This window comes from Alitabrizicola rongguiensis (assembly GCF_021491355.1).
In the GTDB taxonomy this organism is placed as follows: Bacteria; Pseudomonadota; Alphaproteobacteria; order Rhodobacterales; family Rhodobacteraceae; genus Aliitabrizicola; species Aliitabrizicola rongguiensis.
The window spans coordinates 329889-344109 of sequence record NZ_JAKENF010000002.1; the positions used below are offsets into that span (position 1 = coordinate 329889).

A 14221-nucleotide genomic window follows, 5' to 3' on the forward strand; every position below is an offset into this window, starting at 1 on the left:
CGCGACTGACGAGATGGTCGAACACGCCCAGGAAGCCGCAGCATTCCTCAAGGCGCTCTCGCATGAGGGCCGGCTGATGATCCTCTGCTATCTCGCCAACGGAGAGAAATCCGTATCGGAGCTGGAACAGCTTCTGGGATCGCGGCAGGCGGCCGTCAGCCAGCAACTGGCCCGACTGCGGATCGAGGGGCTGGTCAGCACCCGGCGCGATGGCAAGGCGATCTACTACTCGATCGGCGATGAACGCGTCAGACGCACGATCAACCTGGTCTACGACATGTTCTGCAATGTCGACGGCGTCAGCCGCGGCCAATAAACGGCATCGAATTGGCCATGATCGTCAGGAACGGGATGTTCACGTCCAAGGGCTGACGGGCCATCATCAACACTGCCTCGGCCACGTTCTGGACCGGCATCACCGGCTCGGTGCGGATGGAGCCATCGGCTTGCGGCACTCCCTTGGTGAATCGGGCGGCCATGTCAGTCAGGGCGTTGCCGATATCGATCTGGCCGCAGGCGATGTTCCAGGGGCGGCCGTCGAGCGACAGGGTCTTGGTCAGTCCCGTCACGGCATGCTTCGACATCGTATAGGGCACCGAGCCGGGACGCGGGGCATGGGCCGAGATCGAGCCGTTGTTGATGATCCGGCCACCCGCGGGCTGCTGGCGTCGCATGATACCGAAGGCGGCGCGGGCGCACAGGAACATGCCGGTGATGTTGACGTTGCACAGCCGCAGCCAGTCGTCGACGGGGATCTCATCGATGGGGTTACCTGGCAGCGAGATGCCCGCGTTGTTGAACAGCACGTCGATCCGGCCCCAGTCGCTGACGATCCGGGCAAAGGCGGCGTCGACCCCGGCTGGGTCTGAGACGTCACAGGGCAGAACCAGTGCGGGATACTCGTCAGCCGTTTCACGCAGGGCCTCCTCGCGCCGGCCAATCAGGGCAACGCGCCAACCGGCGTCGAGAAAGGCCCGCGCCGTGGCGCGGCCGATGCCGGAACCGGCGCCGGTGATGACGATCCCTTGCTGGGTCATGGTGGTCCTCCCTCTGGCGGCCATCTGGCGTCGGGACGGGCGGAATGGCAAGCAGGAAGCGTTTCGCGACCCGTCAGTTTCCTTTCGGGTTTCCGTCTGGCATCCGTATGGCATTGCGCGCCTCGCCCGGCCTTCGGCGCAGCGGCGGGCGCCGGGGGTTTTGCACCCCCGGACCCCCGCAGGGTATTTGGGCCAAGAAGAAGCCGGGAAGGAAATCCCCTCAGCGCAGGTCTGGCGGCAGCAGCGCCTCGGGGATGTTCTGGAAGCAGACCGGGCGCAGCCAGCGGCGGATCGACATGGTGCCGACAGAGGTCGCGCCGAAGTTGGTCGAGGCCGGATAGGGCCCGCCATGCACCATCGAATCCGCGACCTCGACGCCGGTCGCGAAGCCGTTGGCGAGGATCCGGCCAGCCTTGCGTTCCAGGATCGGCATCAGGCGCTGCGCAAGGGCCGTGTCGCCGGCATCGAGATGAAGCGTGCAGGTCAGCTGGCCCTCCACCCCGCGGGCGAGGTCGAGCATGTCCTCCTCGTTCTTCGCGCGGACGACAAGGCCGAGCGGGCCGAAGACTTCCTCATCCAGTCCATGCGACTTGCGGAAGGCATCCGAGGTGACCTTGTAAAGGTTCGGGCGGGCGATGCGGCCCTCGCTGGTGGTCTCGACCAGCGCCTCGACGCCTTCGGCGCCCGCGATGCGCGCCTGGCCGTCGCGGTAGGCGGCGGCGATGCCGTCGGTCAGCATCGTTTGCTCGGCAACCGCCGAAAGCGCGGCGGAGGCGGCGCGTTCGAAGGCATCGGTCGCCGGACCGTCGAGGGCGATCATCAAGCCGGGATTGGTGCAGAATTGGCCCGCGCCCATGGTCAGCGAGGCGACCCACTGGGCGGCGATCTGGTCGCCGCGGGCGGCGAGCGCGGCAGGCAGGAGGAAGTTCGGGTTGACCGAGCCCAATTCACCGAAGAACGGGATGGGGTCGGGGCGGCGGGCGCAGAGGTCGAAGAGCGCCCTGCCCCCGATCAGCGAGCCGGTAAAGCCCACGGCGCGGATCAGCGGATGCTGGACAAGGCTTTCGCCCACGTCGCGGCGGCCGCCCTGGATCAGGCTGAACACGCCCTTGTGCATCCCCGTCGCCTCGATGGCGGCGAGGACAGCCTGGGAGATGATCTCGCCGGTGCCGGGATGGGCGGAGTGGCCCTTCACCACCACCGGGCAGCCGGCAGCAAGCGCCGAGGCGGTGTCGCCGCCCGCGGTCGAGAAGGCGAGCGGGAAGTTCGAGGCGCCGAACACCGCGACCGGGCCGACCGGCAGCTGCATCAGCCTCAGCTCCGGGCGCGGCAGCGGCTTGCGGTCGGGCAGCGCCGCGTCGTGGCGGCGGTCGAGATAGTCGCCCTTGCGGATATGGGAAGCGAAGAGCCGGAGCTGTCCGGTGGTGCGGCCACGCTCGCCTTCGAGGCGCGCCGCAAGCAGGCCGGTCTCCGAAGTGCCGATGGCGGTCACCTCGGCACCCCGTGCCTCGATCTCGTCGGCGATCTTCTCGAGAAAAACAGCCCGCTGCTCCCGGGTGGTCTGCGAATAGGTCTCGAAGGCGGCTTCGGCAGCCTGCACGGCGCGGTCGACATGGGCCGGGGTGCCCACGGCATAGGCGAGTGCCTCGCCCGTGGCGGGCGAGGACAGGAACGTGGCGTCGCCCGCCACCCATTCGCCTGCGATCAGGTGCTTGCCGGTCAGCATGGTCTGGTGTCCTTCAGTTCGGGCCTTGCGCCCGTCAGTCGTGGAATGCGTCCGTCTGCACCTGCCGGCCCTTGAGGCAGGCATCCGCGACGATCCGCAGCGGAGAAATGTCGGTGTCGCTCTTGCGGGCCGAGACCAGCTCCGCGAAGCGGCGATAGATCGTCGGATATTCCTGTTCGGGGCCAACGTCCACCCGGCGACCGTCGATCACCAGTTCCGCCCCGCCCATGTGAAGCTCCAGCCGTTCCTCCCCGGCTTGCACGAAGATCGACCAGGTCTGCGGGCCTTCCTGCCGCCAGTCGAAATCCGCGCTGAGCGGCACCTGCCCGCGCGCCTGCATCGTCAGGCGGGCGGCGATCGGGGTGAAGGCGTTCGACGGCACTTCCAGATCGGCAGACTGAACGTGGATCGGACCCGGCAGGATATGGGTCAGGATCGAAAGGGCGTTGATGCCGGGATCGAACACGCCGAAGCCGCCCGGTTGCCAGATCCAGGCCTGTCCGGGATGCCAGCGCCGAACATCCTCGCGCCAGACGATGTCGACCGAGGTGATCTCGCGGCTGGCCATCCAGGCGCGCGCGGGCTCGACCCCGGGGGCGAACCGCGAATGCCAGGTTGCAAAGAGGGTGACCCCCTTCGCCTTTGCGGCCGAGATGATCGTCTCGATCTCGCCGAGCGTGGCGGAAGGCGGTTTCTCGATCATCAGATCGCGGCCCGCCTCGATCGCGGCAAGGCTCATTTCGACCCGCACGTCGGGCGGGGTGCAGAGCGAGACCGCCGCGAGCGGGCCGTCGCGAAGGAAGCTTTCGAAGTCGGTGAAGTTCGGCACGCCCTCGACTTTGCCGTGGCGAGACACCGCCGCCGCCAACAGGAAGTCGGGGTTCGCGGCGATGGCCGGCAGGTGCTGGTCGCGGGCGATCTTGCCCACGCCGACCACGGCGACGGGGATGGGACCGCCCATGATCAGTGCGCCTCACGCGCCACCGCGTTGCCGCGGCAGCCGACGAGGAAGTCCATGTCGGCGCCGGTTTCCGGGCCCTGCACATGGTCGTGGTAAAGCTGCGCCCAGCCACCCGAGGGGCGTTCGATGCCGGATTTCCACTCGGCAAGGCGTTTCGCCAGTTCCGCATCCGAAATGTCAAGATGGACCCGCCGCGCCTCGACATCGAGCTCGATCATGTCGCCGTTGCGCACGATGGCGAGCGGACCGCCGCGCGCCGCTTCCGGGCTGACATGCAGGACAACCGTGCCATAGGCGGTGCCGGACATGCGCGCGTCCGAGATGCGGACCATGTCGGTAATGCCCTTGCGCAGCACCTTGGGCGGCAGGCCCATGTTGCCGACCTCAGCCATGCCCGGATAGCCGCGCGGGCCGCAGTTCTTCAGCACCATCACGCAGGTCTCGTCGATGTCGAGGCTCTCGTCCTCGATCTTGGCCTTGTAGTCCTCGATGGTCTCGAAGACGACGGCGCGGCCGCGATGCTTCATCAGATGCGCCGAGGCCGCCGAGGGTTTCAGCACGGCGCCATTCGGGGCAAGGTTGCCGCGCAGGACGGCGATGCCGCCATGCGAGGTCAGAGGATTGGTCACCGGGCGGATGACGTCCTCGTTCCAGTTGCGGACGTCCTTGACCTCGTCCCAGATCGGGCCGCCCGACACGGTCAGTGCATCCTTGTGCAGCTTGCCGCCCTCGCCGAGCGCCTTGATGACCACGGGCAGGCCGCCGGCGTAGAAGAACTCCTCCATCAGGTACTTGCCCGAAGGCATCAGGTTGACGATGGTCGGGATGTCGCGCCCCTGCTTGTCCCAGTCCTCAAGCGTCAGATCGAGGCCGACGCGGCCCGCGACGGCGAGAAGGTGGATGACTGCGTTTGTCGAACCGCCGATGGCGCCGTTGACGCGCATCGCGTTCTCGAACGCCTTGCGGGTCAGGATGTCCGAGGGCTTCAGGTCGTCCTTGACCATCTGCACGATCCGCCGTCCGGTGACATGGGCCATGACGCGGCGGCGGCTGTCGACCGCCGGGATCGCGGCGTTCCCCGACAGGGTCATGCCAAGCGCCTCGGCCATGCTGGCCATGGTGCTAGCCGTGCCCATCGTGTTGCAGGCCCCGGCCGAGCGCGACATCGAGGCTTCGGCCTCGACGAATTCCTCGGCCGTCATCTCGCCCGCCTTCACGGCCTCGGAGAATTTCCACAGATGGGTGCCCGAGCCGACCGTCTCGCCCCGGAAATAGCCGTTCAGCATCGGGCCGCCCGACACCAGGATCGCGGGAATGTCGACGCTGGCCGCGCCCATCAGAAGGGCCGGTGTGGTCTTATCGCAACCGGCGAGCAGCACGACGCCGTCGATCGGCTGGCCGCGCAGGCATTCCTCGACATCCATGGCGCAGAGGTTGCGGAACATCATCGCGGTCGGGCGGAAGGCGGATTCCGACGGCGACATGACCGGGAATTCCATCGGCAGGCCGCCTGCCTCGTAGATGCCGTGCGCCACCCTTTCGGCGAGGTCGCGGAGATGGGCGTTGCAGGGGGTCAGCTGACTCCAGGTGTTGCAGATGCCGATCACCGGGCGGCCATCGAACAGGTCGGCCGGCAGGCCCTGATTCTTCATCCAGGAGCGGTGATAGATCGCGTCCTTCGTCGTGCCGCCGAACCACTCCTGCGAGCGCAGCTTGCGGGGCCAGGGGGCGGGTTTGAAGGTCATTTCAGGGAATCCTTACAGAACGCGGACGGTTGAAGGGGTTTCAGCCGCAACCGCAAGCGGATTGGCGAGCGGCAGGCCGAATTCGGGTGCTTCGATCTCGAAGACATCGCCAGGCATGGTCCGGACGCCATCGGCGAAGCTGAGCGTTGCCGTGCCGAACATGTGGACGTGCAGATCCCCCGGCACGCGGAAGAGGTCATACTTGAAATGGTGATGCTCGAGGTTGGCGATGGTGTGCGACATGTTCGTCTCGCCCGACAGGAACGGCTTTTCCCAGATCACCTTGCCATCCCGGCGGATGCGGCTTGTGCCGCGGATGTCCTGTGGCAGTTCACCAACCAGCAGTTCGGGGCCGAAGGAGGCAGGGCGAAGCTTGGAATGGGCGAGATAGAGGTAGTTGATCCGCTCGGTCACGTGGTCCGAGAATTCATTGGCGAGCGAAAAGCCGATGCGGTTCGGCGTGCCATCGGGGCCGATCAGGTAATAGGCGGCAATCTCGGGTTCCTCGCCGCCGTCCAGAGCGAAGGCCGGCGACGTGAGCGGCTGGCCCGGGCCGACTGCGAACACGCCGGTGCCCTTGTAGAACCATTCCGGCTGCACGCCGGTCTCGCCCGCGGCGGGTTTGCCACCCTCGATGCCCATCCGGAACATCTTCATGCTGTCGGTCATCTTGGACGGATCGGCCTGCGAGTGCATCGCGTCGCGCGCCGAGGCTGATCCGAGATGGGTCAGACCGGTACCGGTCACATGCATATGCGCCGGATCGGGATGACGAACGGGGCAGTCGAGACGACCCGCCGCCAGCAGGTCGGGCAGATCGACGGCCTCGCCCTGCCCCAGACCGGCGACGACTTCGGACAGCGGCTTGCCGGAGGCAATCGCGGCCTGCGCCAGTTCAAGGACGCTGCCCGCGCCGGGGATCAACCGGGCGTCCTTGCCAGAGCGGACGACAACGCCGCCGCCGATGAGTTGGGAAAGATGCATTGGGCCGCCTCAGGACTTGGATTTGTTGTAGACGTCGAAGATGACCGCGGCGAGCAGCACGAGGCCCTTGATGACTTGCTGGTAGTCGATGCCGATGCCGAGAATCGACATGCCGTTGTTCATCACACCCATGATGAAAGCGCCAACGACGACCCCAACGATCTTGCCCGATCCGCCCGACATCGACGCTCCGCCGATGAAGACGGCCGCGATCACGTCCAGTTCGAAGCCGACGCCGGCCTTCGGAGTGGCCGAGTTCAGCCGGGCGGTCACGATCATGCCGGCGAGCGCTGCCAGCACCCCCATGTTGACGAAGGTCAGGAAGGTCAGCCGCTCGGTATTGATGCCCGAAAGTTTCGCGGCCTTCAGGTTTCCGCCGATCGCATAGATACGCCTGCCGGTCGTCGTCGCTTCGGTGAAGAAGGCGTAGAGCACGATCAGGACCGCCATGACCACAAGCACGTTCGGCAGGCCGCGGAAGCTGGCGAGCTTGTAGCCGACGAAGATCAGCGCGGCAGTCACGATCAGGTTGCGGATCCAGAACAGGCTGTCCGGCTCTTGCGCCAGACCATAGGCCTCGTTGCGCTTGCGGGCGCGCCAGCCGATCCAGATCAGGATCGCAGCCGCGATCGCCACGACCAGAAGCGCGGTCAGGTTCGGCTTGCCGACGCCGAACATGTCCGGGACGAAGCCGGTTGACAGAAGCTGGAAGCTTTTCGGGAAGGGCCCGACGTTCTGGCCGCCCAGCAGCCACAGCGTCAGGCCGCGGAAGACCAGCATCCCCGCCAGCGTCACGATGAAGGACGGAATGCGCCAGTAGGCGATCCAGTATCCTTGCGCCGCGCCGATCAAACCGCCGATGATCAGGACCGTCGGAATGACCGCGAATGTCGGCCAGCCGAGGTTCAGCACCAGCACCGCCGAGACCGCGCCGGTAAAGGCAGCAACCGAGCCGACCGAAAGGTCGATGTGGCCGGCCACGATCACCAGCAGCATGCCAAGCGCCATGATGATGACGTAGCTGTTCTGAAGGAACAGGTTGGTGATGTTCTGGGCCGACAGGAAGTCGACCCCGAGCATCGCCCGCACGATCACGACGAAGAAGACGACGATGGCCACAAGCGCCATCAGCATCCCGTTCTCGCGCAGGTTCACATTCATCCCGGACTTCTTGCCGGCCGCTCCTGCGGTCTGGTCGGTCATTGCCTGCCCCTCCCCTTCAATGCGTCACGATCAGGGACATGATGCGTTCCTGGCTCGCTTCGGCGGAGGTGAGTTCGCCCACCAGCTCGCCTTCGTTCATCACGTAGATCCGGTCGCACATGCCCAGAAGCTCGGGCATCTCTGACGAGATCATCACCACCGCGCGGCCCTCATCGGCCAGCCGGTTCATCAGGCCGTAGATCTCGAACTTCGCGCCCACGTCGATGCCGCGCGTCGGCTCGTCGAGGATCAGCACCTTCGGCTCGGTGAAGAGCCATTTCGACAGCACGACCTTCTGCTGGTTGCCGCCGGACAGGTTTACCACCTTCTGGAAAACCGAGGGCGTGCGGATGTTCATGGCCTTGCGGTAGCCCTCGGCCACGTCTTGTTCGCGGTGGCGGTTGATCACGCCGTTGACCGCGATCCCGGCAAGGTTCGCAAGAGAGATATTCCACTGGATCGGTTCCTCCAGCACCAGCCCGAGCGCCTTGCGGTCCTCGGTCACATAGGCAAGGCCCGAGTCCACCGCCTTGACCACCGACGAACAATCAACGGCCTGGCCGTTGATGCGGACCTCGCCAGAGATGTTGCGCCCATAGCTGCGACCGAACAGGCTCATGGCAAGCTCGGTGCGGCCCGATCCCATCAGCCCGGCGATGCCGACGATCTCGCCCTTGCGGACGTTGAAACTGACATTCTTGATGACCTGGCGCTCGCGGTGTTCGGGGTGGAAGGCGTTCCAGTTCTTCACCTCCATGATCACCTCGCCCGGGCGGCGGTCACGCTCGGGATAGCGGTGGGCCATGTCGCGGCCGACCATGTCGCGGATGATGCGGTCTTCGGTGATCTCGGCTCGCGGAATGGTCGATACGCTGGTGCCGTCGCGGATGACGGTAATATTGTCGGCGACGCGGCTGACTTCGTTCAGCTTGTGGCTGATGAGGATCGAGGTGATGCCTTGCGCCTTGAGTTCCAGTAGCAGGTCCAAGAGCTTCTGGCTGTCGTTTTCCTGCAGCGCCGCCGTCGGTTCGTCGAGGATGAGCAGGCGCACATCCTTGGCAAGAGCCTTGGCGATCTCGATCAATTGCTGCTTGCCGACACCGAGCGTATCGACCGTCGCGGTCGGCGGCTCGTGCAGGCCGACCTTGGCGAGGAGCTTTTCGGTGCGCCTGTAGGTTTCCTGCCAGTTGATGACCCCGCCCTGGGCCACCTCGTTACCGAGGAACAGGTTCTCGGCGATCGACAGGAGCGGGACCAGTGCCAGCTCCTGGTGAATGATGATGATCCCCTTCGCTTCGCTGTCGTGGATGCCCGAGAACTGGGCAAGCGACCCGGCGTAGTGGATCTCGCCTTCGTAGCTGCCGTGCGGGTAGACGCCGGACAGCACCTTCATCAGCGTGGACTTGCCCGCCCCGTTCTCGCCGACGAGGGCGTGGATCTCGCCTTCCTGTACGGAGAGATTGACATGATCGAGCGCGCGGACCCCCGGGAAAGTCTTGGTGATCGCCCGCATTTCCAGAATCGTGCCCATGCCCGCCGTCCTGCAAGGTATTCGGTGAGGCCCGCCGCTGAATCGGCGGCGGGCCGTTGTCAGGTCGCCGTCAGGACGGGATTATTCGATCTGGTCCTTGGTGTAGTAGCCGGAACCGATCAGGATCTCTTCCCAGTTCGACTTGTCCACCGGCTGCGAGGCCAGCAGGTAGGACGGCACGACCTTCACGCCGTTGTTGTAGGTCGAGGTGTCGTTGATCTCGGGCTCTTTGCCCGAAAGGATCGCATCGACCATCTTCACGGTCACGCCGGCAAGGTTGCGGGTGTCCTTGAAGATCGTCGAGTATTGCTCGTCTGCAAGGATCGACTTGACCGACGGCACTTCGGCGTCCTGGCCGGTGACGCAGGGCATCTTCAGGTCGCCCGAGCCGTAGCCCACGCCCTTGACCGACGACAGGATACCGATCGACAGCCCGTCATAGGGCGACAGCGCGCCGTTCAGGGTCTTGTCGCCGTAGTTTGCCGACAGCAGGTTGTCCATGCGGGCCTGCGCAACAGCACCGTCCCAACGCAGCGTACCGACCTTGTCCATGCCCATCTGACCCGACGGGACGGCGATCTCGCCCGAGTCGATCATCGGCTGAAGGACCGACATGGCGCCGTCGTAGAAGAAGAAGGCGTTGTTGTCGTCGGGCGAGCCGCCGAAGAGTTCGACGTTCCACGGCTTGGTGTCCGGGAAGCGGGATTTCAGGCACTGGACCAGCGACTCGGCCTGCTGCACGCCGACCTTGAAGTTATCGAAGGTCGCATAGTAGTCGACCGCGCCGCTGTCACGGATCAGACGGTCATAGGCGATGACCTTGATGCCGGAAGCCTGGGCGTTTTCCAGTGCGTTCGACAGGGTCGTGCCGTCGATCGCGGCGATCACGAGAACGTTCACGCCTTTGGTGATCATGTTCTCGATCTGTGCGAGCTGGTTCGGGATGTCATCCTCGGCGTACTGCAGATCGGTGGCATAGCCGGCTGCCGTGAACTGCTCGACCATCGAGTTGCCGTCCGAGATCCAGCGAGCCGACGATTTGGTCGGCATTGCAATGCCGACGGTGCCCTTTTCCTGCGCGATGGCCGGAGCCGCAAAAAGCGCCGCGCCAACCGCAACAGACGCCAGAAGTGACGTGAAAGTCTTCATGGGTTCTCCTCCCTGCCACGGCTTCCGCACGGTGCGACAGCGCCCTGGCCCCTCGTTGGTAGGATCGTGCTGATCCGAAGCGCACTCTAGACAGTCGCCTTCATACCATTCAAATTCTGAATCTGACGCAAGACATACCGGAATTGACATGACCGCGCATTTGGCCAGCAGACTAATGATAAAGCATCTGCGGTTGATCGTTGCGGTCGCCGAGCATGCTCAGATCACCATCGCGGCTCAGGCGCTTGGAATGACGCAACCGGCCGCCTCGCGCATGCTGGCCGAAGCCGAGGCACAGGTGGGCGCCCCCCTGTTCGAACGGAATGCGCGCGGCATGGTCCTGACCGCCATCGGCGAGGCGATGGCCCGTCGGGCGCGGAACGTGTTGAGAGAGATTGCCGATGCGACCGAGGAGGTCGAGCTTCTGCGCAGCGGTCGTGGCGGCGTTGTGCGCATCGGCGCGGTCACCGGTGCGGCCGTGGGCTACGTCGTCCCGGCGATCCGCCAGTTGAAGCGCGTTGCCCCGGACGCCGAAGTGCATGTCGAGGTCTCGACGAGCGAGGAACTCATCGGCGGCCTGCTGGCGCAGCGGCATGACATGGTCATGGCCCGCATCCCGCCCGGAACACCGGCGGGAGGCCTGGCCCTGCACCGCGCAGCCGGAGAAAGGGTGCATCTGGTGGCGCGCAAGGACAACCCTGCTGCCGGACGGGGTCCGGTCGTCCTGACCGATCTTGTCGAACAGGAATGGGTCATGCAGGGACCCGGCGCCCCGATCCGCCGCGCCATCGAGGAGGCCTTCCTGTCGCAGGGCCTGCCTTTGCCCCGCAACGTGACCAATACCGCGTCGCTTCTTATGACGCTCGCGCTGTTGCGCGACCCCGAGGTGGTGACGGCCGTCAGCCAGGAGGTCGCGCTGCTTCTGTCCGGGGGCCGCAGCGATCTTGTCATCTTGCCGATGCGCGATCCCGTCCTTCTGGCCCCCTATTCGCTGGTCACGCTTCGCGAGCGGCGCCTGTCTCCGGTGGCCGCGACCTGCCGTGACCTCATCAAGTCGCTCGTCGCTGCCGCTTGACAGGGTGGGATCACCAAGGCCTCTTTGCGTGGGCTTGGCGTCAGCGCCAACGGAGGGAGGGATACGATGAAGACGATCAAGGGGCCGGCCCTGTTCCTGGCTCAGTTTGCCGGCGATGACGCGCCATTCAACAGCTGGGCCTCCATCACCCGGTGGGCCGCCGAATGCGGCTATGTGGGGGTGCAGATTCCAAGCTGGGATGGTCGGCTGTTCGACCTGGAAAAGGCTGCGACATCAAAGACCTATTGCGACGAGATCACGGGCGTTGCGAAGGAGGCGGGCCTCGAGATCACCGAGTTGTCGACCCACCTGCAAGGGCAGCTCGTCGCGGTCCACCCTGCCTATGACGAAGCCTTTGACGGATTTGCCGCCCCGTCGGTCCGGGGCAACCCGAAGGCCCGTCAGGAATGGGCCGCCGACCAGGTGAAGAAGGCGCTGACTGCCTCGAAGAACCTCGGCCTGAATGCCCACGCGACTTTCTCGGGCGCACTCGCCTGGCCTTTCGTCTATCCTTGGCCGCAGCGCCCGGCGGGGCTGGTCGAGACTGCCTTCGACGAACTTGCGAGACGCTGGCTGCCGATCCTGAACCATGCCGAGGACTGCGGCGTGGACGTGTGCTACGAGATCCATCCGGGCGAAGACCTGCATGACGGGATCAGCTACGAGATGTTCCTGGAGCGGACGGGCAACCACGCACGGGCGAACATGCTCTACGACCCGTCGCACTATGTCCTGCAACACCTTGATTACCTGGAACATATCGACATTTACCACGACCGCATCCGCATGTTCCACGTCAAGGATGCCGAGTTGAACCCTACAGGGCGGCAGGGCGTCTATGGCGGCTACCAGTCCTGGGTGAACCGCGCCGGCCGGTTCCGCTCGCTCGGCGACGGTCAGGTGGATTTTGGCGGCATCTTCTCGAAGCTGACCCAGTACGGCTTCGACGGCTGGGCGGTGGTCGAATGGGAATGCTGCCTGAAGCACCCCGAGAATGGCGCGCGCGAAGGTTCGGACTTCGTTCGGGCCCATATCATCCGGGTGACCGAGAAGGCCTTCGACGACTTCGCAGACGCGGGGACCGACGAGGCGGCGAACCGGCGGATGCTCGGGATCTGATGGCCCCGGAGGGGGCGCTGCCCCCTCGCCCCTTGCGGGGCTCACCCCCGGGGTATTTCCGCAAAGAAGAAACGAAGGCGGTCTGCCTGGACTTTCCCGTCATGCGAAGGAGAAGCTGGAGGCGGGTACCGGAATCGAACCGGTCTTCACGGATTTGCAATCCGCTGCGTAACCTCTCCGCCAACCCGCCAACATACTGATTTAAATCAGTATTTTCACTCAGAACTTGTCGCCGTGAGGTTTTCTGCAACAAGTTCGTCAACATTCACGGTTCGTCCGCGATTCGTTCGGAACACGTTATTTCCGTTTCGCGCTCGCCTGTCTAGCCCGCATGATCTGTCGCGCGATTCCGGCATATTTCCGGATCATCGCCATGGTCACATGGCCGCTGTATGAGGCGATCTCGTCGTCGCTGCAGCCGGCCCAAGCCAGCTCCATGATGCCCCGGTAGCGCATCGCATGGAGGTCGTGCTCTTCGGTCCCGAGGCGCTTGCGCTCGGCCAGCATGATCTCGGCCATGCGCCGATAGGTCAGTCTCAAGCCGTCCCGATTGGTCAGGATGTGGCGGTTCGGATGCGGGGTCAGGCGGGCGCGCTCGGCATCGAGCACCGCCTTGAGGGCTTCGGTGCAGGGGAGGATCAGCTCCACGCCCGTCTTTCCCTGCATCACCTTGATCGTGGCGCCGTCATAGTCGCGCCAGCGGAAGCGGGTGAGGTCGTCCGGGCGCTGGACGGTGCCAATCCCGAGCTCCATGCAGAGCCGCGGCAGGCCGGTCGATTCCTCGCGCCATTTCGCAACAGCCTCATCCGTCCATGGGACATGCGGCTTCTGCTTCGCCTTGGGCGTCTTGAGCAGGCTGACCCCGACTGCCGGGTTATCCACGCGCCAACCCTTCTCATGAGCGAATTTCAAGAGCGGTCGGATGACCTGGACGATGTAGTTGGCCTGCCTGACCCGGTCGGCATTGGCATCGCGAAGGGCCACGACATCCTTCTTTTGCATGGCAGAGACGCGGATCTTGCCAATCGTCGATCGCAGGAAGTCGAGGATCTTCCTGTAATCGGCTTTGGTCCGTGGCGCGAGCTCGGTGAAGGCGGGATTGGACACGTAGAGGTCGATCAGGGCGGAGAAGGTGCGCTTGTCCGCAACGGTGATGCGGGCGCCATCGAGTGCACTGGCATATTCCCGCTGGAAGTCCGCTGTGCCTGGTTCCGCCTTGATCCTCCTGGGCGGCTCGCCGCGGCGAATGAACCAGACATAGCTATAGTTTCCGCGACGCTTCCAATAACAGAAGGCCGGAAGATCACGTTTCATTTCCTCACCCCAAGCCAGAGACGAGTGGAATTGTACACGAGTGCAGGACCAATCCAAATGGTCACACTCCGATCACAACCACCCTGACCCGCCAACGAGCCTCTCCAGACTTGCCTGGTAGAGGTGCTCAACCGGTCAGTGAAGGGCCAAACCCAAACAAGACTCAGCTCTGGATGAGGCAGACACGGACGCAGGTCAGCAAGATCAAGCTCGAAAACTGGATTATCTCCGACTTTCGCGCAGAAAATGCGCTCGAAAGTTTGCATTCATATCAAGATAAACATCGCCAAAATGGATCAAATCCACATGAAGACAATGATTTGAATAAGCCACCGCTTGAGCCAAACATGAGCCAAACAGATCCGTAGCTATGTATA

General features: G+C 64.5%; 12 protein-coding genes and 1 tRNA gene. 3 read left to right on the plus strand and 10 right to left on the minus strand.

The window, feature by feature from the left end; genetic code table 11:
- The first annotated feature begins 13 nt into the window (after window positions 1-13).
- Entirely contained in the window at window positions 14-316 is a 303-nt protein-coding gene (locus tag L0V05_RS07595) for an ArsR/SmtB family transcription factor (RefSeq protein ID WP_234870556.1), read from the plus strand.
- Here the strand turns inward: L0V05_RS07595 and L0V05_RS07600 are convergent.
- The 8 genes from L0V05_RS07600 to chvE all read right to left on the minus strand — a co-directional run bounded on the left by L0V05_RS07600 (window position 300) and on the right by chvE (window position 10336).
- On the minus strand, window positions 300-1037 hold the full coding sequence (locus L0V05_RS07600) for an SDR family oxidoreductase (protein WP_234869516.1): 738 nt from the start codon (window positions 1035-1037) through the stop codon (window positions 300-302). The genes L0V05_RS07595 and L0V05_RS07600 overlap by 17 nt on opposite strands.
- A 220-nt stretch (window positions 1038-1257) precedes the next feature.
- Window positions 1258-2763 (minus strand): aldehyde dehydrogenase (NADP(+)), encoded by a 1506-nt coding sequence (locus tag L0V05_RS07605; protein ID WP_234869517.1) that lies wholly within the window; start codon window positions 2761-2763, stop codon window positions 1258-1260.
- Window positions 2764-2797: 34 nt separating this feature from the next.
- Window positions 2798-3724: a Gfo/Idh/MocA family protein gene (locus tag L0V05_RS07610; RefSeq protein ID WP_234869518.1), complete on the minus strand. Its 927-nt coding sequence runs from the start codon at window positions 3722-3724 to the stop codon at window positions 2798-2800.
- Window positions 3725-3726: 2 nt separating this feature from the next.
- Complete coding sequence (gene araD / locus L0V05_RS07615; RefSeq protein ID WP_234869519.1) at window positions 3727-5469, minus strand: L-arabinonate dehydratase; 1743 nt, start codon at window positions 5467-5469, stop codon at window positions 3727-3729.
- 12 nt (window positions 5470-5481) lie between these two features.
- Window positions 5482-6453, minus strand: a complete 972-nt coding sequence (gene araD1 / locus L0V05_RS07620) for an AraD1 family protein (RefSeq protein ID WP_234869520.1) — start codon at window positions 6451-6453, stop codon at window positions 5482-5484.
- 9 nt (window positions 6454-6462) lie between these two features.
- The gene (gene mmsB / locus L0V05_RS07625) at window positions 6463-7656 is read right to left on the minus strand and encodes a multiple monosaccharide ABC transporter permease (RefSeq protein WP_234869521.1); all 1194 of its coding nucleotides are present in this window, start codon (window positions 7654-7656) and stop codon (window positions 6463-6465) included.
- Window positions 7657-7672: 16 nt separating this feature from the next.
- A complete protein-coding gene (gene mmsA, locus L0V05_RS07630) occupies window positions 7673-9187 on the minus strand; it encodes a multiple monosaccharide ABC transporter ATP-binding protein (protein ID WP_234869522.1) in 1515 nt (504 codons plus the stop codon).
- A gap of 81 nt (window positions 9188-9268) precedes the next feature.
- On the minus strand, window positions 9269-10336 hold the full coding sequence (chvE, locus tag L0V05_RS07635; RefSeq protein ID WP_234869523.1) for a multiple monosaccharide ABC transporter substrate-binding protein: 1068 nt from the start codon (window positions 10334-10336) through the stop codon (window positions 9269-9271).
- Window positions 10337-10484: 148 nt separating this feature from the next.
- Between chvE and L0V05_RS07640 the strand changes: the two genes are divergently transcribed.
- Both L0V05_RS07640 and L0V05_RS07645 read left to right on the plus strand, forming a co-directional pair.
- A complete protein-coding gene (locus L0V05_RS07640) occupies window positions 10485-11411 on the plus strand; it encodes a LysR family transcriptional regulator (RefSeq protein WP_234869524.1) in 927 nt (308 codons plus the stop codon).
- A gap of 66 nt (window positions 11412-11477) precedes the next feature.
- Window positions 11478-12530: a sugar phosphate isomerase/epimerase family protein gene (locus tag L0V05_RS07645; protein ID WP_234869525.1), complete on the plus strand. Its 1053-nt coding sequence runs from the start codon at window positions 11478-11480 to the stop codon at window positions 12528-12530.
- Window positions 12531-12646: 116 nt separating this feature from the next.
- Here the strand turns inward: L0V05_RS07645 and L0V05_RS07650 are convergent.
- Window positions 12647-12720 (minus strand) — tRNA-Cys (locus L0V05_RS07650).
- Window positions 12721-12827: 107 nt separating this feature from the next.
- A complete protein-coding gene (locus L0V05_RS07655) occupies window positions 12828-13844 on the minus strand; it encodes a tyrosine-type recombinase/integrase (protein ID WP_234869526.1) in 1017 nt (338 codons plus the stop codon).
- Between the last annotated feature and the right edge of the window lie 377 nt (window positions 13845-14221).